The organism is Shewanella xiamenensis (assembly GCF_024971755.1).
In the GTDB taxonomy this organism is placed as follows: domain Bacteria; phylum Pseudomonadota; class Gammaproteobacteria; order Enterobacterales; family Shewanellaceae; genus Shewanella; species Shewanella xiamenensis.
In genome coordinates this window covers 512759-532315 of record NZ_CP079718.1, presented here as the reverse complement: position 1 = coordinate 532315, position 19557 = coordinate 512759, and the positions used below count along the sequence as shown (strand labels likewise).

Genomic DNA, 19557 nt, shown 5'->3' with positions numbered 1-19557 from the left:
TAAAATAAGTGCGTTAAATCGAGCGATTAGAAGCGATACATCACAGAGACACCGATATTTCTGGGGTCGATAATCGCGGCATAACCATCGGGGTAACTGCGGCTGGCGGGTTCATTTACCGTCAACGCTTGCTCATCAAACAGGTTGTTGACAAAGCCGCTAACTCTCCAGCTATCGGTTTGATAATCAAGGCTCACACGCGCAACAACATAATCACCCGCTATTCTAGATTCGGTATTATTAATATCCGCAAAATACTCGCCAACATAGTTGCCTGAAAAACCGAAAGAGAACGCATCATTCATCCAATACTTGAATCCGGCATTAGCAGTAATATGCGGGGCTGAGTTCAACTGATTACCGATAATATCCCCATAGCTAGGGTCGGCTTGCTTGATTTCGCTATCGAGTAAACCTACGCCCGAAATAAACTGCCAGTTTTCAGTTAACATGGCGCTGAATTCGGCTTCAATACCGTAACTGACGGCTTTATCGATATTGGTAATTTTGCGGGCGCTATTAGACGCTTGATAACCATCAAAATCGTTGTAGAAGATATTAGCACTTAAGTTGACATCGCCATTGGCAAATGCGCTACGGCTACTCAGTTCATAGGTATTTACAAACTCCTCATCGTAGTAGTAATACTCGCTTTCCACCAAAGACAGCGCGCCACCACCCGAGTTATAACCACGACGAACACTGGCCGCTAAGATGGTATTATCATTCAGCGCGTATTGCAGCACTAACTTCGGCAGGGTAACGGTATTGGCGTCATCGAGTTTTTCCTCAAGTAGACTACCTTGATAGCGCATGTTGAAGTTACGTAATTGCTCCTCACGCATCACGCGGCCACCAACAGTAATCCAGATCGAGTCGGCGAGCCCATAGGTGACTTCACCATAAACGGAGGCTGACTTAGTGCTGTCATCACCACTATAGATTGAGCTGCCAGTACTACCAAAATCTTGGCTACGTTTAAAATAGGCTAAACCAACAAAACCGTTGAAATCTTTGTCTTTAAGGCCAAAGCTATATTTGCCATCTACGGTATAACTCTTGTCCTCCATATCCACATATTGCTGGGCGGTCACGAGAGGCTCATAGGTTTCAAAGCCCCAATCGTAATCCATATAGGCGACAATCAGATCGAGGGCTTGCCCTTCCCCGAGGTCATAATCCACTATCACTGAGTGAGTTGTCGATTTAGTCTCGATATAACGTTGGGAAATCGGCTTATATGCCCATGGATCGTCACCGGTAAAATAGTTACGCCCTGAGTCACCTTTCTCATCATTGTATGAAAAGCTGTAGAGCATTTTGAGATCCTCAATCGCACTCGGCTGCCACAAAAATTTGCCGCGCCAGCGATTGGTGATCAACTCATTTTGATCAAATGTGGCGGGATTCGTCTCGTATTCCAAGCCTTTATTGTAAGTTTCGCCCGTCACATTTTGCCCGCTCACCCTAAATGCTAACTCATCATCAAGGATCGGGCCTGAGAGCATCACCGCACTGTCGATAAAGTTATCTTGATTGCGATAACCCACGCGAGCCGCGCCCTGCCAATCGAAGGTCGGATCTTCGGTTTTAATAAATACCGTACCGCCAATGCTGTTACGACCATTAATCGTCGATTGCGGACCGCGGAAAACCTCAATTTGTTGAATATCCCACAGCCCAGTATCACCGGTAAGATCCGCAACAAAAGGCTCCGCCACACCATCGACTAAGGTTGATACCCGCGCACGAGCCCCACCGGTGAAAGAGTTAAATCCGGAGGCCGAACCATTACCAGAAACCCCACGAATATCGGGCACAGAGCCGGATAACACCACCACGTTCGGCACCTCAGATAAGGCACTTGAGGTTGATTGGTATTGGCCGCTATCGAGGGTTTCCTTATCAATCACTGAAATAGATGACGTCGTATCCTTCAGGCTACGCTCAATTTTTTCGCCATAAACAGTAATTTTTTCAATCGGTTCTGAAGATTCTGCATCCACGCCAGCATAAACGGAAGAGACCAGTAAACTCGAAACTATTGCGGCAATTGCACTTTTCTTAAACGCCCTGCATTCCATAAAAACCTCGACGGCACTCATTGATAAACGGTGTTAGCTTGAAATGCCGACAATCTACATTAAAACAACCTTAAATCCAAATGATAACCAATATCATTTACATTCAATGTATAGTTTTGTGACCGAACGCAAATTCGTAGGAATGAGAGATAAACAATTGAGCAAGGAACAATTGTCACTCGCTTTGACAGACGAGGACGCATTGACGCCTCAGTTTTTTTGCAGAGATTTGGCGGGCTTTGATTCGAGCGAAAGCACGTGGTGTTTGGTTGATCAGCCCCAACGTGCGATAGCGCCATGGATACACTTATAAACATTTGTAAGTTTTGCGATCTGCCTCACAATCGCTTTTTGCACTGTTAATAGGCTGTAGAGTGACTGCTACATCACTTTATTTTCACCATGAAAATCAATCAACTGAGAATATTTTGATTTTTACTTACATAACATCTGGCAACCACTGCACCATTCCCAATTAACACGGTAAAAACAATCCCTTTTAAAACATACCACTATAGCTAAAACGCTCAAAATATCGCCTTGCAGCAGCCTAAATCCAAGCGTTAAAATAGTCTCAATGTGTAATTTAATTACACCCCATCTTGATTAATACCCCAGTAGGCCACCATGTTTAACAATGCAAAAACCAGCACATTGACGGCGCTGCCTTCAGTGTTTGCGAGTATTTTATTGATCATTATCGGCATTTCCTCCTATAGGGGCTTTGCTGAACTCAATAACACCAGCAGCAGGCTAGTTAACAACACCCAACTCGCCGAAACCTTCACCAATGTGCGTGAAGCTTTCTTCGAGTTACGCTTAGCCACATTAGTCCATAACAGCGACGCCATCAGCTTGCAGCAACGCAATGTGGAGCAGCTTGTCGAGCAACTCGCAGGATTTAACACCGATTTTATGGGGCAAGATGCTAGAACGATCCGCACACTACTGCCGCAAATCGAGCAATATGTGCGTCTCTATCAGCAGGAGTTAGCCTACGCTAAACAAACGGGTACCGAACCTGAACTCACGCCAGAACGCGGCGCACTTGGGCCCAAGGTTAGCAATGAGATCAATCAGTTAGTTAAATTGATCACCCAACGCAACCATGAACTTGGCAAACAGGCCGAAGACAAAGTCAATGCCACCGAGGCACTGCTCCTTGGTTTAATCCTAATCGCCATAGTCGCGTCCTTACTAAGCGCCCTGTTTATGAGCAGACGTTTGGTCAATATCGTTAATCAAATCAAGCGTGTTGTAGAACACCTTGCCGATGGCGATCTCACCCAGAAGACTCAAATCAGCGGTCAAAACGAACTCTGTTCGCTTGGCGCCGATCTCGACCGAGTGATTGACCACTTGCGCCATATGATTTCCGACATTGCCCAGGCCTCTGAACATATGTCGGATCAAATTAGGCAGTTGAATGTGCAGTCCAATGCCAATAGCCATGCATTGCAAACCCACGCGATAGAAACCGACCAAGTGGTTACGGCCATGACCGAAATGAGTGCAACAGCCCATAATGTTGCCGGTGATGCAGCCTCCGCCGCACGCTTTACCCAACAGGCAAATGAACAGGCTGATAAGTCGAAAAAGGCTGTCGAGCAAGCGGCAAAGACGGTTATCGCGCTGGTCGGCAAAGTTGATGTAGCAGCACACAACATAGCGGAAATGAATGAAAACACCCGCCATATCGCCACCATCTTAGATGTAATTGGAGATATCGCCGATCAAACCAACTTACTCGCACTTAATGCCGCCATCGAAGCCGCCCGCGCCGGTGAACAGGGCCGTGGTTTCGCCGTCGTCGCCGACGAAGTACGCGCCCTCGCCGCCCGCACCCAAGCGAGCACAGCTGAGATCAATCAGATGTTAGAGCGACTAAGCAATGGGGCCAACTCAGCCGTTAGCGCAATGGATGAGACCAAACAGAGTTGCCAAGACGCAGCGGACACCACCACGCTGGTCACTGAAAGCCTTGAAACCTTAACGACCTATGTATTTGATATCAATGGATTGAGTAATCAAATCGCCACCGCCGCCGAAGAACAAAGCGCAGTAAGTGAAGAGATTAATCGTAACTTGAATACCATTCGCGAAATGGTTGAAGAGTTAAATCAAAGCGGTAAAGCAACCCTCAATAGCGCGACCTCTTTGGCCGCCACTAAAGAACAGCTAACTGGCGTAGTCTCGCATTTTAGACTCTAATTCGAGTCAGCTAAGTCGTTACAATGGCCTAATACCGCAAGATGTTAGGCCATTTTTGATTAAGGGCGAACAACTATTGGCGACAACATCACAATCTCAGCACTCATACACTTCATTCATAATGAGCCATTAGATACATCAAAAAAATAAAGGCACCCTAAGGTGCCTTCATAATCGATTAGTGGTTAATTCCCACCGAAGAGTGATAACGAATCACACCATTTAAAGGCGGCATGGTATTTTCACAACGCTGATTAAAGTTAACTGCTAGAGATTTAACCGATTTATCAGCATTATAGCTCAACTCAAGCACCTCAAAATCCCCGATACTTTGATTGCAGCCACGGCCATCACCCGTAAATGACAAACCTGCCGTCAAGGGGCCTTGAAACGGATAACGAGTAGCATTGATATATTTCTTCACTTGCAGGTTTTCGCCAGCGGGTGCAGCAATATCAAAGCTCCACCAAGTATTTCCGTCAATAGATAAGGTGATTGCATTTAAGCTGTTGTCGTAATTCGTTGGCGTGAACACTGCACTGCTCGAATCCATAATCACTGTTTTCCCACCACCAATGTAGTCACCTTGCGGACTCACATAGTGCATGAATGTATCACTGCCAGCATAATAGTGAATCGTTAAAGTTCGGAATATTTGGTATCCCTGTCCATTGGACACTTCTAACTTTATCGCGACATCAGATGTCACTTCATTTGGAACGGTAAAACCTGTCTTAGCACTAGTCGGATTTGAAAAAACAATGCCGACATTATTCACATCTACCCACTTAAATGTCAGTGCACTACCTTTATTCATAACGGTTTGTGAGGCATCGAGCTTTGGCGTGTCGTTGGCTTTATATAAATAGCTACTTGCAGCTACATCGATAATGATTGCATCGCTGGTTTTAAAACGTTCAGACCACATGGTATTCGCCACTGCACCAAATTTGCTTTCAAGCAAAACACCATTAAAGCGATATACCGTATTTGCCTTTAAATCTGTCTCTGGCGTGATGTTTAATATCGCACCATTCACGCTAATTTTGGCTGCAACTTTTCGGTATGGCCATGAATCCTCATCAAAAGAACTTTCGTAAACTTGGTCTTTGATAGGGCGTGACATGAGTAATCGAATCGTCCCGCCGGACACAGGAAATGCTTGTAAATCCTGGTCTTCAATCATGCCTACATAGTTAAAGTTGTCAGAGCGAAACTCAAATGATGAGTTAGATTTTCCACCTTCAAGATGCCACAAACTTCCCTCAACAATTTGACTCCAATAAACCATGTAAGCTTCTTTAGTAGTATTCACACTGAGCATTTTAGAGTCAGTAACGAAGTTACTCGTCATTTGAACTGAGTCCTGAGCTGATGTACTGGCGACAATCGAGCCTTCATGGGGAAATTCGTTAAAATGTCCTTTCAATGGTTTAGTAAACTCAAAACCAAAGCCATTATTAAATTGTGCGACCGAAATCTGGCCTTTACCACTAATCGCATAAGTTGCATCGGAAAAGTTTTCCACTCTCGTTAAAGAGAGATTAGTAAAACTTAACTCCGAATTACTATTTACAACTAATTTAACAGTGCTTTTGCTTTGAATGTTCAACTGTCTTTGCAGCGGTGAAATGTTATTTTCGAACAACATTTGACCAACCAAATTGAAGTTATCATCTCCATTAACCTGCAGATTAGAAATATCAATCGACCCCTTTACCTTAGTGCCCTGTTGATATTCAGATAGCGTTAATGAACCTTCGCCATTCACTGTGCTGTCGAGTGCTTGAATGTAACAATCACGATAGGACATATTAAGACTATCGCCGACAGAAATGCCTTTTGAGTCATCCTTATCAATCAACTCAATCGTCGCTAAACCGCCATTAGAGCACGACTTTTCAGCTCCATTAGCCTCGATATCAAAATTGCGTAAGATGTCATTAGCAAAAAAACCAACTTGCAAAACACTCTCCGCTAACGATAGCGAAGTGACAGCAACTTCCGTCGGGTAATCAGTAACTTTAAAAGTTGTTGTCTGAGGAGGATTGGTCGGTGATGTTGGCGTTGTAGAGTCGCCACTTCCCCCGCCACAAGCAGATAAGACTAGTGAACTGCCAAGTAATACACAGATTCCTTTTGCGGTCATATTCGTTCCCTAAACTAGCAAAAACAGATCATATTTTTAATTTGCCAGCTACTTTACCGAATTAATTAAAGTTAACAACAAGTATCTATAATTTAACAACAAGTTAATCGGCTGGGCATAAGTTGATGCTAATTAAGTGATGCACATTTATGAGCGAGTGACCACATACTCACTTATCCATAAAACACTCATATATTTCATTTACGATATTAAGATATACGTTACTTCAGCTTATTAAAAAGCTGCTATCGTTTCTTACTATTTGGTGGTGGTTTTCACACCATCCGGATCTTGCTCTAAACTCGCCCAATATCCTGCCAGCATGGCGCCTGAGAGATTATGCCAAATTGAGAAAATCGCGCTGGGGACGGCGGAGACTGGGCTAAAAAACTTGATACACAGAGCGGTCGCGAGACCAGAGTTTTGCAGCCCCACCTCAATCGAAATGGTTTTACACACTGTATGGTTAAAACCGAGCAAGCGGCAACAGGTATAACCCAAGGCGAGTCCTAAGCCATTATGTAGAAACACCGCGAGTAAAATCACAGGCCCCACCTGCGCAAATTGCCCCGCATTTAAGGCCACAATAATGCTGATGGCCAGCACTATCGCCACAATAGAAATAATGGGCAATGCGGGGGCAAGTTTAGCCACCCGCGGTTTAAAGAAATGATTCAATACCACACCCACAGTCACAGGGATAAGCACGATTTTAACGAGGCTGACTAGCATATCCATTAAAGGAATGGCGACCATCTCGCCGATTAATAGCTCAATAATCAATGGTGTGAGCACCACACCCGCTAAGGTCGATAGCGCCGTCATAGTGATAGATAAGGCGACATCGCCCTTGGCCAAATAGCAGATCACGTTCGATGCCGTGCCGCCCGCCACGCTCCCCACCAGCACCATGCCTATGGTCAATTCCCGATTGAGCCCTAACAGCAAACTAATAGCTAAGGCACTTAAGGGCATTAGGGTAAATTGCAAGATTAAACCTGTGATAACGGCGCGTTTCTGCTTAAATGCATTGGCAAAATCCTGCAAATCTAAGGTCAATCCCATGGATAACATAATCACCACCAGCAACGGCACTATGCTGGTTTTCAATCCGCTAAACCAAGCTGGCATCAAATACGCCGTACCCGCCCCGAGTAAGGCAAATAGCGGAAAAAAGCGGTTGATATTAACCAATGGGAATCCTCCAAGATTTCAGGCGATTTGAGGAAATTAAGCAATGTCCGCTGGGATAATGACAGCCTGACTCCCTCAGCACAAGCCAAAGCGTCCACAAGTAAGAACCTCAACTTTTAATCATTTCAGCCTTTCGATTGAGCTCTTAAGTTAATCGCTCAAATTCAATAACAAAGAGCCAAAAACCTCAGTAAATATGCATCTATGTTTACTAAAACATGATCTGCTTAACAAAAAGCCCGTGATTTCCTTGTTAGGAAACCGTAACTTATAACCAGTTCACGTTTTATTTACTCCATACGAGGTAGTCTAATTGCGCTAGGTGGTCGTGAATTACCTAAAGCAATTTTGGTGTTTACGGTTAGCACTCTCAGATAGGAATCGTTATGTCTTCAGTTATTCAAACGCTCAGCGGCGCGATCGCAACGCCTTATCAAGCGAATATTACCGTCCCTAACTGGATGCTCAGCTCGATGGAACGAGTCATGCAGTATTATGTCGATAAGAATCTTCGCCTTGATACGCTCTCCGCCGACATCATGCCCGCTCCAGTCGAAGGCAAAAAGTACATGCTTTATGCCCATGTGCCCTTCTGCCATACCTTGTGTTCTTACTGCACCTTCCATCGTTTTATGTTTAAGGAAGACAAGGCGCGCGCTTACTTTATCTCCCTACGTAAAGAGATGGAGATGGTCAAAGCCTTAGGCTATGACTTTGAATCTATGTACATTGGCGGCGGTACCACCACAGTATTAGAAGACGAACTCGCCCGTACGATTGAGCATGCCAAGACCTTATTCCCAAGCATTAAAGAAGTGTCTTGCGAGTCGGATCCACAGCATTTAGACAGCCCAGGCTTTAAGCAACTCAAGGGCTTAGTGGATCGTATGTCCATCGGCGTACAAAGCTTTAACGATGACATTTTAAAAATGACCGACCGCCTCGAAAAATTCGGCACAGGTCAACAAACCTTCGACAAGATTATGGCGGCTAAAGAGCTGTTCCCCATTATCAACGTCGACCTGATTTTTGGCTTCCGCGGCCAAACCGATGAAGTGATCCAGCACGACTTAGATATGGCCTCGCGCCTCGACCCGAGACAGATCACCACCTATCCGCTGATGATCACGCACCAAACGCGTAAGAGTGTTAAAGGTAAACTGGCCGCGCCACAGGCAGATATGGCCAACCAATATCGCCAGATCTTAAACAGTTTAAATGGTCAATATAATCAGTTGTCTGCATGGGCATTTGGTAAGGCGAATGACGAAGGCTTCGACGAATATGTTATCGACTACGATGAGTATTTAGGGGTTGGTTCAGGCTCCTTTAGCTTTTTGAATGACACTTTATACGTCAACACCTTCTCGCTACGTAAATACCAAGAGCGGATCGCCGCTGGTAAGATGGGTGTCGAGCAACAGAAGAACTACAACAAAAAAGATGTGATGCAATATCGATTCCTGCTGGGGATGTTCTCCGGTCGCCTGTCGCGCAAATATTTCCGCGAAACCTTTGGCGTTAACTTAGACACAGCCCTGTTTAAGGAAATGACCTCGATGAAGCTGATTGGCGCCATCAAGAACGACCCCACCGATCCCGATAATCTGATCATCACAGATAACGGAAAGATGATGGGCCTGTTAATGATGAAAGAGTTCTACGCTGGCATGGATAACGTGCGCGCGCAATTGCGTAAACCGCTCAAACCCTGCGATATGTAAGCAAGAGTAAAACCACTAAAGGCCCTTTATGGGCCTTTTTGTTAAGGTGATTTCGCGCTACTCTTGCCTCGGTTTATTCGCATTCGTGACCAACCCAGTAATAAAGGAGTATTCGTTATGGGTTTTACTGATCAAGAAAAACAAGCACTACTCGCCGTTAAGGGCGTTGGCCCGACTGTCATTAAACGCTTTGAAGAAATCGGTATTAGCTCACTTGCGCAGTTGGCCGAGCATGAGGTCGAGGATATCGCCAACCTCGTCGCTAGCATGTTACGCACCACTTGCTGGAAAAACAGCCCGCAAGCACGCAATGCTATTGCCGCAGCCATCGAACTTGCACGCCATCAATAATCTTTTGATTTCCAATTCGTTGAGATATTTATGCCATCTTATTTACGCATCTTAGCTTGCACTCTAACCGCGTTGTTATTTAGCACATCGGTTTTTGCCAACGACAGCAGTTTTGGTGATGCCAATGGTTCAATCACCCTTAAATATCAGCCGCATATCAGTATGGACAAAGAGTCACTCTTTATCAGCGAGGCCGAAATCAGGGTCGATTATGTGTTTACCAACACCAGTTCGCAGGATCTTATCGTCCCCATCGCCTTCCCTATGCCGCCGATGTTTTTTGGCTCCGCCGATCACAGCAGCATCGATAACTTCACCCTAAAAGTGAATGGCAAAACCCAGCCAACCGAGCACAGGCTCGTCGCCCAACTTGCCGATAAGACGGATATTTCTGCCGAGCTTAAAAAACTCGGCTGGGGTGTAGAGGAAGTCGCCTATTTTGCCGAATATGGCGAAGTCCCCAAGGGCAAACCTGCGCTCCCCAAGGAATGGTTGGATGAGGAGCAACAAATCGCCTTTACCCTAAGCGATTACTTTGTGTGGGAACAAACCTTTCCCGCGGGCCAATCTGTCTCCATCAGCCACAGTTATACGCCGAGCCTCTCAACGGGCATCCCCGATACTGCCAATAGTATTATCGATACTTACACTGAACTTGCCTGTTTAGATGAAAGCGCTAAGCAAGGTATTCGGAAGCGTAATCTCGTCGTTAAACAAGACGGTGAAGATGTTGAATATGGCGTGGAATGGAGCCACCTTAGCTATATTTTGGTCACGGCCAATAACTGGCAAGGAGCGATTAAGGACTTTAAACTGACGCTGAAAAAATCCGAACCGACTGATCTCGTCAGTTTGTGTTTTGATGGTGAACTTAAAAAAACCGATCCACTCACCTTTGAGTTTCAGCAAAAACAATTCACGCCAACGCAGGATCTCAGCATCCTATTTATCCGTACACCGGATTTTGAATAATCGAAAAAGCCAGCTAAAAGCTGGCTTTTTGTATTAAGCGACTAATTTTAAGCGCGGTTAAAAACTATAGGTCATACCTAACCAGTAACGGCGACCATCTTCAATATAGCCGTACTCATCTTGAGTAATCTCTTTATCGAAGGCGTTATAGATGCCCGCGCTGAACTTAATGCTGTCGTTAACGCGATAGTTCGCACCCAAATCTAACAGCGTATAGGACGGCGCAATCAAACTGCTTGAGGAAGGCCCTGTGGTTGGCTGGCTCTCTTCACCACGATAGTTAACCCGCAGCCAAGTGCTTAACTTATCGATCGGCTCATAGTTAACCGATAATTGCACCAGATGTTTAGGTAGCTGGTTCAATGGACTCCCTTTGTAAGTGCCCGTTTTTTGCTCCGAATCGGTATAAGTGTAGTTACCCGTTAGGGCTAAGTTACTCAGGACTTTATAGTCGATACTCAGCTCAACCCCTTGGGTGACCGCCTCATCGATATTCACATAGGTCGTCGGATCGGAACCAAACTGGTTTGGCCCGTCAGTACATTGAGTTGCAGGGCAAGCGACACGGGTGATCTTGTCCTCAAACTCGTTATAAAACACGCCAGCACTGGTGGTGATGGAGTCGGTCAAATCCGTGTAAATGCCTAACTCATAGTTCACAGAGGTTTCGGGTTGCAAATCCGGATTACCATACATATTGCCGCCTCGGCTCACCTGCCCCCAATCTGGCACGGTTTGCCTTAGGCTCGGCGCCCGAAAGCCCGTCGACACACCGCCTTTTAAGGTAGTGTGCTCGGTCAGCCCCCAAACACCATAAATCCGTGGACTAAGGTGGTCACCAAAGTTTTCATCATCGTCTAAACGCAGGCCCAAGGTTAAGGCAAAATTATCGACAATACGCCATTCATCTTCTGAGAATACCGACCATTGACGGCGACTAATATCGGTTAAGTCACTGACCTGATTGCCAGTTTCATCGGTGAGATCTTGATAATTGAAAGCAGCACCAAAGGTTGCCGTATGGCTTTCACCTAAGGTGGCGATCACACTGGTTTGAGCATCGGTATTCTTGATTTTCATCTTGCGGGACTTGTTATCGTACACTTCGTGCTTGATATAAGTATCCGATGTGCCAAAGTCCCAACGTCCGGTGTGAGATAGCGAAATCGTGCTGTTTTGATACTCGGTTGTCGACGATGCAGGGCAACCACTGCGGCCACAACTGGCCCCCGGCGCTAATGGCGCAACGGTTTTCCCTAAGGTGCTATCCAACTCTTGGTTGGCTACGCCCACTTCTAACATAATGTCATGGTCTTGATTCGGCGTGAGGGCAAATCTGGCGGTGAGATTATCCGCATCACGGCCTCGGTAACCACCGTAGATATTATCTTCTTCACGCTGGGTATATTGGCCGTATAACTGCACGCCAAGCAAATCTTTAATCAAGCCACCGTTCACAAAAAAGTTGCCCTGATACACATTGCCCGAGGCTGACTTCTCCTGCAAGGTGCTATCGAGGCGCAATTCCCCCTGCCACTCATTGGGCACTTTACGGGTGATAATGTTGATCACCCCACCAATGGCGTCAGAGCCATAAAGCGATGACATGGGGCCACGGACAATTTCAATCCTATCAATTGCGGCGAGCGGCGGCGTCCAAGCGCCTTCAACACCAGGACCATCACTGTTGGTGCGGGTCTCGCGGGAAGACTGGCGTTTACCATCGACGAGGATCAACGTGTACTGGCTGCCCATGCCCCGTAGACTAATGTCCCGACGGTCGGCACCGCCAGTCACCACCACGCCGGGGACTTCTAACATGGCGTCGGTTAAGTCACGGTAAAAACGTGTATCAAGATCCTCTCGGGTGATGACGCTGATAGAAGCGGGCGCGTCACGTACTTGCTGCTCAAACCCCGATGCGGTGACGACAATTCTTTCCATCATCTTGTCTTGATCGGGTGCGGTATCCGCCAAAGCCTGAGTGGCTGGTAGCAATAATGCGGTTGATACTAGCTGTGCGAGGATCTTTTTACGACGTAACAACATAACCAACGAATCTCCCTTAACGGCTTCCTAAATGATAATAATTTTCAATACGGCAATGTATCCCTATGTTACAATCGGCTCAAGTTAGACTTTGAGTAATCACTTGTAAGAGTTGCTTAAGAATGAATAGAAATATGGTCAAGGGCATGATCGTGTTTGCCGCCATCGCGGAAAAAGGCTCGATGAGCGCTGCGGCAACACAGCTTAATCTGAGTTCATCGGCGGTGAGCCAACAAGTCGCCAAGCTTGAAATGGATATGGGAATTAGTCTGTTTCACCGTAATACCCGCCACCTCACACTCACAGAGGCGGGCACGTTATTCTATGAAAACTGCATTAAAATCATAAAAATAGTAGAAAGCGCCGAACAACAGCTGCATGCATTAAAGGGCACGCCTTCGGGGGAGCTTAAAATCGCTGCCCCAGTCGGTTTTGGTGGTGGTTTACTCAGCCAGCCATTAGCACATTTATTGGCGGCTCACCCGCAGATCAGTCTCAATCTGCAATTGCAGGACGGCCCAATTGATATAGTTAATGAAGGAATCGATCTGGCAATTTGCATCGGCCCTCTGTCGGATTCGAACCTTATTGCTCGCCCCTTGGCAGATTGGCGTATGTTACTGTGTGTCGCCCCCAGCTATATTCCCCAGCATCAGAGCCTACAACATCCTCACGACTTACAAGGGTTCAACCGTATTAGTCATAGCTATGCTAAACCCGAGTTCTTAACCCATTCACAGACTCAAGAGCGAGTCGAACTCCCAGCCCAGCGCATCAACGTCAATAATATGCAGACGCTTATCCAACTCACCCTCGATGGATTAGGCTATGCCGTATTACCAGAACCCGAAGTCCATCAATACCTTGCATCTGGCCAATTGGTGACACTTTTGCCCGACTGGTCGCTACGCACCTACAGCGTTTACAGCGTGACCTCGGCGCGGGATAAACAGCCCGCCAAAGTGAAAGAAGCCATCACTGCGCTCAGCCATTATTTTAGCCAGATGGATTTTAGCCCAAGCCCAGCGTCACTGACTCAGTCCAGCGCCTGCGTGCGCACGCCGAGATTAGCCATCCCCACCTAAGCACTCGTAGGCATGCGTTTCATTTATCAGGTGAGTTAGAGTATGCTGTTTTATCCATTCGATTAAGTAGTAATAACGCAATGCAAGATGTGGCCTTAGTGTTAGAGGGCGGCGGCCTGAGGGCAATTTATACCGCCGGCGTGTTAGATGCCTTTTTGCAGCAACAATTGCACTTCCCCTATGTGATAGGTGTATCGGCGGGGGCGATTTATCCCGCTTCTTATGTTTCACGCCAATTTGGCCGCAATTTACAAATTCAGCAGCAATATCTGCGGGATAAGCGCTACATGGGGCTACACCACTGGTTGACCACGGGCAATTATGTCAACACCGACTTTACCTATAAGCGCATGGCCTATGAGTTACTGCCTTTTGATTTTAAAACCTTTTTAGGCAGCGGAACCGAGTTTAAAGTCGGGGCGTTTAACTGCCAGACAGGACAAACCGATTACTTTGGCATGGCCGATTTTCAGGAGCACGATAAATTGCTCGACGTGCTGATCGCCTCCTCTAGCCTGCCTTTTATGGCCAATCCCTATCGGATAAACCACCAAACCTACCTCGATGGCGGTATCGCCGCGCCCATTCCGGTAGCGAAGGCGCAGGAAGAGGGCTATAAGCGGCAGGTGGTGATCCTGACTCAGGACGCAAACTATCGAAAATCGCCGATGAAGTTCAATTGGTTAGCTCGCAAGCGTTATCAAACATATCCAGCAGTGGCCGCTGCGCTCAAAGTACGCCACCAACGTTATAACCACTCCCTCGAGGAACTTACCCAGAGTGTTGCCAGCGGCCATACCTTTGTGATCCGCCCTGCTGCACCACTTAATCTCTCACGACTTGACCGCAATATCGATAAAGTGACCGCCGTATATCATCAAGGACTTGCGGATGGTCAGGCGATTTTGCCCAAACTGCAAGCTTGGCTAAACACAGGGGCAGATATCAGTTAGTGAGCGAGGCGCTGACTTTGTTAATAATCAGCTCCCGCAACCATTTATGGCTGAGATCGTGTTCGAAATGCTTATGCCACATCAGCAAATACGCACCGGGGATCAGTTTAATCGGCGAGGGTAAATACTTAAGATCAAACGACTTCATCACCGCTAAGGCATAACGGGAAGGAGCGCAGAGAATCAAATCGCTTTGCTCACACAGGGCAAGCGCACTCTGGAAGTCGGTCATATTGACCGCAATATCTCGTTTACGCCCTTGGATTTGCAGCACATCGTCTAACAACCAATATTCCAAGCCACCAAAGGCGACCTGTAATTGGCGATAGCTTAAAAAGGTATCGAGATTCCATTCCTGCGATAGTGCAGGATGGTCACTGCGCATCAGACACACTATGTAATCCTGAACCAATTCAACATAATGGATATCGTCCGGAATATGGTTTACATGCATGGGCGAACGTTCATCCCATTCGCGGCAGCCAATAGCCAAGTCGATATCGCAACGCAGCAATCTGTCCATGGTATCCAGCCGCCAGGTTTGACAATTAATGCTCACACCGGGCGCCTGCGCTAAAAGCGAAGGCATAAAGTGTGGGAAAGTCAGCGAATAGGTCGTCTCGACCAGATGCATCCGAAACTGACGTTGGCTTAGGGCGGGCTCAAAACTGTCTGGCCGAGTAAATTGCGCTAATTGCTGTAAACATTGGCGCAAGTCGGGCGCCAGCGACAGCGCCTTGGGCGTCGGCTTGAGGCCGTAGGCGGTGCGCTCGAATAAGGGGTCATCAAACACTTCACGCAGGCGAGTCAATTGCTTGCTCACCGCCGACTGACTCAAATGCAGCCGCGCCGCTGCGGCCGTGACACTCTGCTCCTCGAGGAGAATTTCCAGTACGGGCAGTAAGTTTAAGTCTAAGTGTTTTAGCATCTAACCCCTCGCTTTTAAGGGATTCCACCTCAAGTTTTGCGGCAACTTCATCAGCAGTAGCGACAGTAAAATCACTAAAATCCCTGCCCACTGGCGCATATCTAAGGCTTCACCCACAATCAATACGCCTAATGATACGGCAACCACTGGATTGACTAAAGCCACCATCCCCATGATTTCTGGCCCTAAATTTCGCATTGACCAGAGCCAAGCCCAATAAGCCACTGCGGTATTGGCGGTAACCAACCAGATTAACGAGGGAACCACATCCATACTCGGGATCTGTGGCGGTCCCGCCATAAACCACGCTAGTGGGATCAACATCAATCCCCCCAAGAGTAATTACCAAGCGGTCAGCACTAAAAAATCGCCCACATCCCAGCGCTGCATCCAACGGGAAGAAAAGGCAATTAGAGTCGTCGCACTCAACATACACAGGACACCAATCGGGTCGAGATCCGCCGAGGGATTAAGCAATAAAATTACTCCTGCGAGGCCCATCAAACCGAGCAGTAACCACTTCATCCCCGGACGTTTTTTATCGATCAGCCAAGCGAGGATCAAAAAGATTAATGGCAAAGTCGCACCCAGCGTGCCCGCAACGGCACCCGGTAGCCGATAGGCGCCAATAAACAGCAGTGCAAAGAAGGCGCCAATATTACAAAACGCCAGCAAGCTTAATTTAGACCACGCCAGCGTCGGCAAACGTGGTCGCAGCATCAGCAGCAATATGCCCGCAGGCAGCGCGCGCCAAACCGCCACCCAGTAGGGCGACATATCCTGTAAGTAAAGACTCACCAGTGCATAGGTAGTCCCCCAAAACACTGGGGCGAGTAACGCAATCACAAACGGCATAATGACTTCTTGAAAAGTATCTTGATATTGAGATATATTACTTTGAGAGAATAAAACAGGCAAGTACTGATATAAGGTTAATAGGGAGAAAAGAAAAAGGAACTCGCGTTTATACCGCTGTAGATATGCGCACGCAGAGCTGCGCTTAAGGCTTGTTTGCCGTATAATCGGGCGTCATTTTTTATAGGCGGGCAAGCATGTTCCATATCGCACTCTATGAGCCAGAAATCGCACCCAACACGGGTAATATCATTCGCCTTTGCGCAAACAACGGCAGCCAACTTCATCTAATTGAGCCACTTGGATTTGATTTTGAAGAGAAAAAACTGCGCCGCGCGGGCCTAGACTATGCCGATTTAACCAATGTGACTCGCCATAAAAACTTCGATGCCTTCCTCGAATCCATGGCAGGCAAACGCATTATGGCCTGTACCACTAAGGGCAGCCGCCCTCACACTGAACTCAGTTTTGCCAAGGATGACGTGTTGTTATTTGGCCCTGAGACCCGTGGTCTACCTATGTCGATTATCGAGTCGATCCCGACCGAGCAGCGATTACGCATTCCGATGGCAGCTACCAGTCGCAGCCTCAACCTCTCCAATGCAGTAGCGATTATTAGCTACGAAGCCTGGCGTCAGCTCGGGTTTGAAGGCGCAATTTAATACCTAGGAATACTGATTTGGATTAGGCTGGACTTAACCAGCCAATTTTCCAATCATTCAGCCATTCACACCGAAAAATTGTTTTAACTCAATTCGGCCTGAAACCAGTAATTTTGCCGTCAGGTATGTTGGATGAATTGTCATTGTTTCCCCTGTGACACGCCGCTGTTTTATTTAACAGAGTTGTCCCTATTGGCTCGACGGCGGCATCTACAACACATGGAAGTGTAAATGCCGCGTTCACATGGATGTGAAAGAGCGGCCATGCCGCCAACGGTCACTGGTGCAACAATGCCAATCTTCACTAACCCTTTCGCTGTTCTTTCTGCTAAAAAGGTATTGCCCCTTTGTGTGTTTAGGCTCATTAGCTCAAACGAAAATTCCCACATCTGCTGCCATACAAATTCTTATCTATTTGGCTATGTTTGGCCTTACCAGAAATCGACTAACAATGTATGGGTATACAGTCGTATTTAAATTTAGATGCTTTTGAGTGTTTTTACACTCATTAGTTTGCGCGTTTATCCAGCCTAAAATTTATAAAACCCTTAAAAATCATTCGCATAAACTTTCCCAAAATTAGTTAATAGGTTTGGAAAACGCGCATGCGCACTAATAAAATGTTATATGCCACAGGGAGACTTGGCTTGTCGATTAAACTGTTAACTGAACGTTACCAACTTACTATCATTGCACCTTTTCATTTAAGCGTTAATGGCGAGAAATACGTCATTGATGCCCTAATTGAAGGTTATGGTGCACGTAAAGGCATGCTAATCGTCAAAAATGCAAATACTATTAAAGAAGTAAGAGGCGAGATTGTAGCTTTGGGGTATGGATTTTCTTGTTTTGATATTAATGCCAATGATGTAGCAGAAGGTTTTCAAGAAGTGCTAGATGACTGGGGTAAATGTGTCATATAGCAAGTTGCCTAAATTCGCCGCAAAAAGCGCGGCTGGGACAAATACTCACTGGGCTCCGCCCAACAACGTTCGCATTTGCCCTTTGGCAAAGCGTTAGCAACTATGCCTATAAAAATCACTCGCCCTACAAATATCCTAGTTTTATTCACGCTCGCACTGGCAGCATTAGGCGGTATTTTCTTTGGTCTATATTCATGCGGCGGTTACTACTGGCACATCCAGGCTTACTGGATTTCTGCGTTGATATTTGTTGTTGGCTCCATCACGCTCAAGAACCAAGTGCTAAACACCTTAAGCTCCAAGCTTTTATTTCCAATAATTTACTTGGTCCTCTTCTTGGCTTCACAGTCAGTCGCTGCTACGTTCTATCCATCAGCCCCTGAAAGCTTCTCAGAGTTCATGCGCAATTTTCTTATAACTGTTGAGTACGGCCCATGCGCTTAGCAATCGCGCTCGCATCGCAGCTAACAATGCGCTCAAATCGCTCACTTCGTTCGCTGGGACGGGCTAAAGCCCGCCCCTTAGCTTAATCGTTAATCCATAGAAATTTTTATCCGAAATTCACCTGATACAACCGATGACCTGACACGCTTTTGTCCAAAAGTGAGTTGCGTATTGTCGAGTATGAATAAGTCGGCTTAATTCAATGGTGCTACAGGCGTCATTTCTATCCCACGAAAGAGCTGATAGCGGTCGATATCATCGTCTAAATATTGGATATTTTGCGTCCACTGCCATGCGCCTTGGGGCGATTTAGCTTCGAATAACAGTTGGATTAAGGCGGCGCGCGCATTCACGACTCCCTCGCCCAGCAGGGAATAATCACCATTTTGTTGATATAAACTAAAGAGTTGCTGCTTCTCCTGCGAGACACCGTCGTAGTAGGTTAACAGCACTTGCTCGCCTTGCTCCCGAAACCACCAAGTCTCACTGTAGGGAGCGTGCGTCCCAACACTCACGGAGAGGATCAACTGCCGCTGATCATGGGAGCAGAAGCCATTGACCGTCACTTGTCTAGGGGTGTCACTTGCCTTAGCAGCATTGCCCTGCCACTGCCCCACCATTTGCGGGCAAAAGGCTTTAAAACTGATCTTAGCGGCTTGTGCAGGAAAGATAGCCAAGCAGCCCAAGGCGAGCATCAATACATTTTTGATCAATAGCTTGCCCAGTTTTTGCGGGATGATTAACGCCATATTCGAGTCCTATTTCAATCTTCCAATACATTAGCGTTAAAACACCTTAGCCACAAATACGCCATAACACTTTGCGCCATACCCAACATACCTTGCCATCAAAATGTCCTCAGTGGTTACAGTTACTTACATAAAAGTCACTCTTGCCACCGATAGACTCAGTTTGATTTCATGCTCAGTTTCTATACTGTGATGTTTTACGGGAAAAATAACGATAACACTCT

At 46.6% G+C, this 19557-nt stretch carries 14 protein-coding genes and 1 pseudogene; 8 read left to right on the top strand and 7 right to left on the bottom strand.

Annotated features, from left to right (window positions below):
* Positions 1-26 precede the first annotated feature (26 nt).
* On the bottom strand, positions 27-2084 hold the full coding sequence (locus tag KXJ80_RS03420) for a TonB-dependent receptor (RefSeq protein ID WP_218737832.1): 2058 nt from the start codon (positions 2082-2084) through the stop codon (positions 27-29).
* Positions 2085-2711: 627 nt separating this feature from the next.
* Here KXJ80_RS03420 and KXJ80_RS03415 point away from each other — a divergent pair.
* Positions 2712-4295, top strand: coding sequence for a methyl-accepting chemotaxis protein (locus KXJ80_RS03415; protein ID WP_218737831.1), 1584 nt, complete (start codon positions 2712-2714; stop codon positions 4293-4295).
* 178 nt (positions 4296-4473) lie between these two features.
* On the opposite strand, the gene KXJ80_RS03410 is transcribed toward KXJ80_RS03415, so the two are convergent.
* Both KXJ80_RS03410 and KXJ80_RS03405 read right to left on the bottom strand, forming a co-directional pair.
* Positions 4474-6444, bottom strand: coding sequence for a hypothetical protein (locus KXJ80_RS03410; RefSeq protein WP_218737830.1), 1971 nt, complete (start codon positions 6442-6444; stop codon positions 4474-4476).
* Between the two features lie 258 nt (positions 6445-6702).
* Complete coding sequence (locus KXJ80_RS03405; RefSeq protein WP_218737829.1) at positions 6703-7638, bottom strand: bile acid:sodium symporter family protein; 936 nt, start codon at positions 7636-7638, stop codon at positions 6703-6705.
* A 386-nt stretch (positions 7639-8024) separates the two neighbouring features.
* Between KXJ80_RS03405 and KXJ80_RS03400 the strand changes: the two genes are divergently transcribed.
* From KXJ80_RS03400 to KXJ80_RS03390, 3 genes are all read left to right on the top strand, one after another.
* On the top strand, positions 8025-9362 hold the full coding sequence (locus tag KXJ80_RS03400; protein WP_037423493.1) for a coproporphyrinogen III oxidase family protein: 1338 nt from the start codon (positions 8025-8027) through the stop codon (positions 9360-9362).
* A gap of 117 nt (positions 9363-9479) precedes the next feature.
* A complete protein-coding gene (locus KXJ80_RS03395; RefSeq protein WP_037423496.1) occupies positions 9480-9713 on the top strand; it encodes a hypothetical protein in 234 nt (77 codons plus the stop codon).
* A 30-nt stretch (positions 9714-9743) separates the two neighbouring features.
* Entirely contained in the window at positions 9744-10685 is a 942-nt protein-coding gene (locus tag KXJ80_RS03390; protein WP_218737828.1) for a DUF4424 domain-containing protein, read from the top strand.
* 57 nt (positions 10686-10742) lie between these two features.
* Here KXJ80_RS03390 and KXJ80_RS03385 read toward each other — a convergent pair whose 3' ends face one another.
* The gene (locus tag KXJ80_RS03385) at positions 10743-12734 is read right to left on the bottom strand and encodes a ligand-gated channel protein (RefSeq protein WP_218737827.1); all 1992 of its coding nucleotides are present in this window, start codon (positions 12732-12734) and stop codon (positions 10743-10745) included.
* 122 nt (positions 12735-12856) lie between these two features.
* On the opposite strand from KXJ80_RS03385, the gene KXJ80_RS03380 reads away from it, so the two are divergent.
* Together KXJ80_RS03380 and KXJ80_RS03375 are read left to right on the top strand one after the other, a co-directional pair.
* On the top strand, positions 12857-13819 hold the full coding sequence (locus KXJ80_RS03380) for a LysR family transcriptional regulator (protein ID WP_218737826.1): 963 nt from the start codon (positions 12857-12859) through the stop codon (positions 13817-13819).
* Positions 13820-13899: 80 nt separating this feature from the next.
* Positions 13900-14772: a patatin-like phospholipase family protein gene (locus KXJ80_RS03375; protein ID WP_218737825.1), complete on the top strand. Its 873-nt coding sequence runs from the start codon at positions 13900-13902 to the stop codon at positions 14770-14772.
* Here KXJ80_RS03375 and KXJ80_RS03370 read toward each other — a convergent pair.
* Together KXJ80_RS03370 and KXJ80_RS03365 are read right to left on the bottom strand one after the other, a co-directional pair.
* Positions 14765-15700 (bottom strand): LysR family transcriptional regulator, encoded by a 936-nt coding sequence (locus KXJ80_RS03370; RefSeq protein ID WP_037429208.1) that lies wholly within the window; start codon positions 15698-15700, stop codon positions 14765-14767. The two genes, KXJ80_RS03375 and KXJ80_RS03370, sit on opposite strands and share 8 nt — an antisense overlap.
* Positions 15701-16555: pseudogene (locus KXJ80_RS03365) on the bottom strand (DMT family transporter).
* 197 nt (positions 16556-16752) lie between these two features.
* Between KXJ80_RS03365 and trmL the strand changes: the two are divergent.
* Both trmL and KXJ80_RS03355 read left to right on the top strand, forming a co-directional pair.
* The gene (trmL, locus tag KXJ80_RS03360) at positions 16753-17217 is read left to right on the top strand and encodes a tRNA (uridine(34)/cytosine(34)/5-carboxymethylaminomethyluridine(34)-2'-O)-methyltransferase TrmL (RefSeq protein WP_069454004.1); all 465 of its coding nucleotides are present in this window, start codon (positions 16753-16755) and stop codon (positions 17215-17217) included.
* A gap of 605 nt (positions 17218-17822) precedes the next feature.
* A complete protein-coding gene (locus KXJ80_RS03355) occupies positions 17823-18140 on the top strand; it encodes a hypothetical protein (protein ID WP_218678592.1) in 318 nt (105 codons plus the stop codon).
* A 638-nt stretch (positions 18141-18778) separates the two neighbouring features.
* Here KXJ80_RS03355 and KXJ80_RS03350 read toward each other — a convergent pair.
* Positions 18779-19333 (bottom strand): hypothetical protein, encoded by a 555-nt coding sequence (locus KXJ80_RS03350; RefSeq protein ID WP_218737823.1) that lies wholly within the window; start codon positions 19331-19333, stop codon positions 18779-18781.
* Between the last annotated feature and the right edge of the window lie 224 nt (positions 19334-19557).

Excerpts from the sequence above, each read along its gene's own strand:
- KXJ80_RS03420 (WP_218737832.1), bottom strand. The coding sequence starts at position 2,084 with ATGGAATGCAGGGCGTTTAAGAAAAGTGCAATTGCCGCAATAGTTTCG.
- KXJ80_RS03415 (WP_218737831.1), top strand. The coding sequence starts at position 2,712 with ATGTTTAACAATGCAAAAACCAGCACATTGACGGCGCTGCCTTCAGTG.
- KXJ80_RS03410 (WP_218737830.1), bottom strand. The coding sequence starts at position 6,444 with ATGACCGCAAAAGGAATCTGTGTATTACTTGGCAGTTCACTAGTCTTA.
- KXJ80_RS03400 (WP_037423493.1), top strand. The coding sequence starts at position 8,025 with ATGTCTTCAGTTATTCAAACGCTCAGCGGCGCGATCGCAACGCCTTAT.
- KXJ80_RS03395 (WP_037423496.1), top strand. The coding sequence starts at position 9,480 with ATGGGTTTTACTGATCAAGAAAAACAAGCACTACTCGCCGTTAAGGGC.
- KXJ80_RS03390 (WP_218737828.1), top strand. The coding sequence starts at position 9,744 with ATGCCATCTTATTTACGCATCTTAGCTTGCACTCTAACCGCGTTGTTA.
- KXJ80_RS03385 (WP_218737827.1), bottom strand. The coding sequence starts at position 12,734 with ATGTTGTTACGTCGTAAAAAGATCCTCGCACAGCTAGTATCAACCGCA.
- KXJ80_RS03380 (WP_218737826.1), top strand. The coding sequence starts at position 12,857 with ATGAATAGAAATATGGTCAAGGGCATGATCGTGTTTGCCGCCATCGCG.
- KXJ80_RS03375 (WP_218737825.1), top strand. The coding sequence starts at position 13,900 with ATGCAAGATGTGGCCTTAGTGTTAGAGGGCGGCGGCCTGAGGGCAATT.
- KXJ80_RS03370 (WP_037429208.1), bottom strand. The coding sequence starts at position 15,700 with ATGCTAAAACACTTAGACTTAAACTTACTGCCCGTACTGGAAATTCTC.
- trmL (WP_069454004.1), top strand. The coding sequence starts at position 16,753 with ATGTTCCATATCGCACTCTATGAGCCAGAAATCGCACCCAACACGGGT.
- KXJ80_RS03355 (WP_218678592.1), top strand. The coding sequence starts at position 17,823 with ATGCGCACTAATAAAATGTTATATGCCACAGGGAGACTTGGCTTGTCG.
- KXJ80_RS03350 (WP_218737823.1), bottom strand. The coding sequence starts at position 19,333 with ATGGCGTTAATCATCCCGCAAAAACTGGGCAAGCTATTGATCAAAAAT.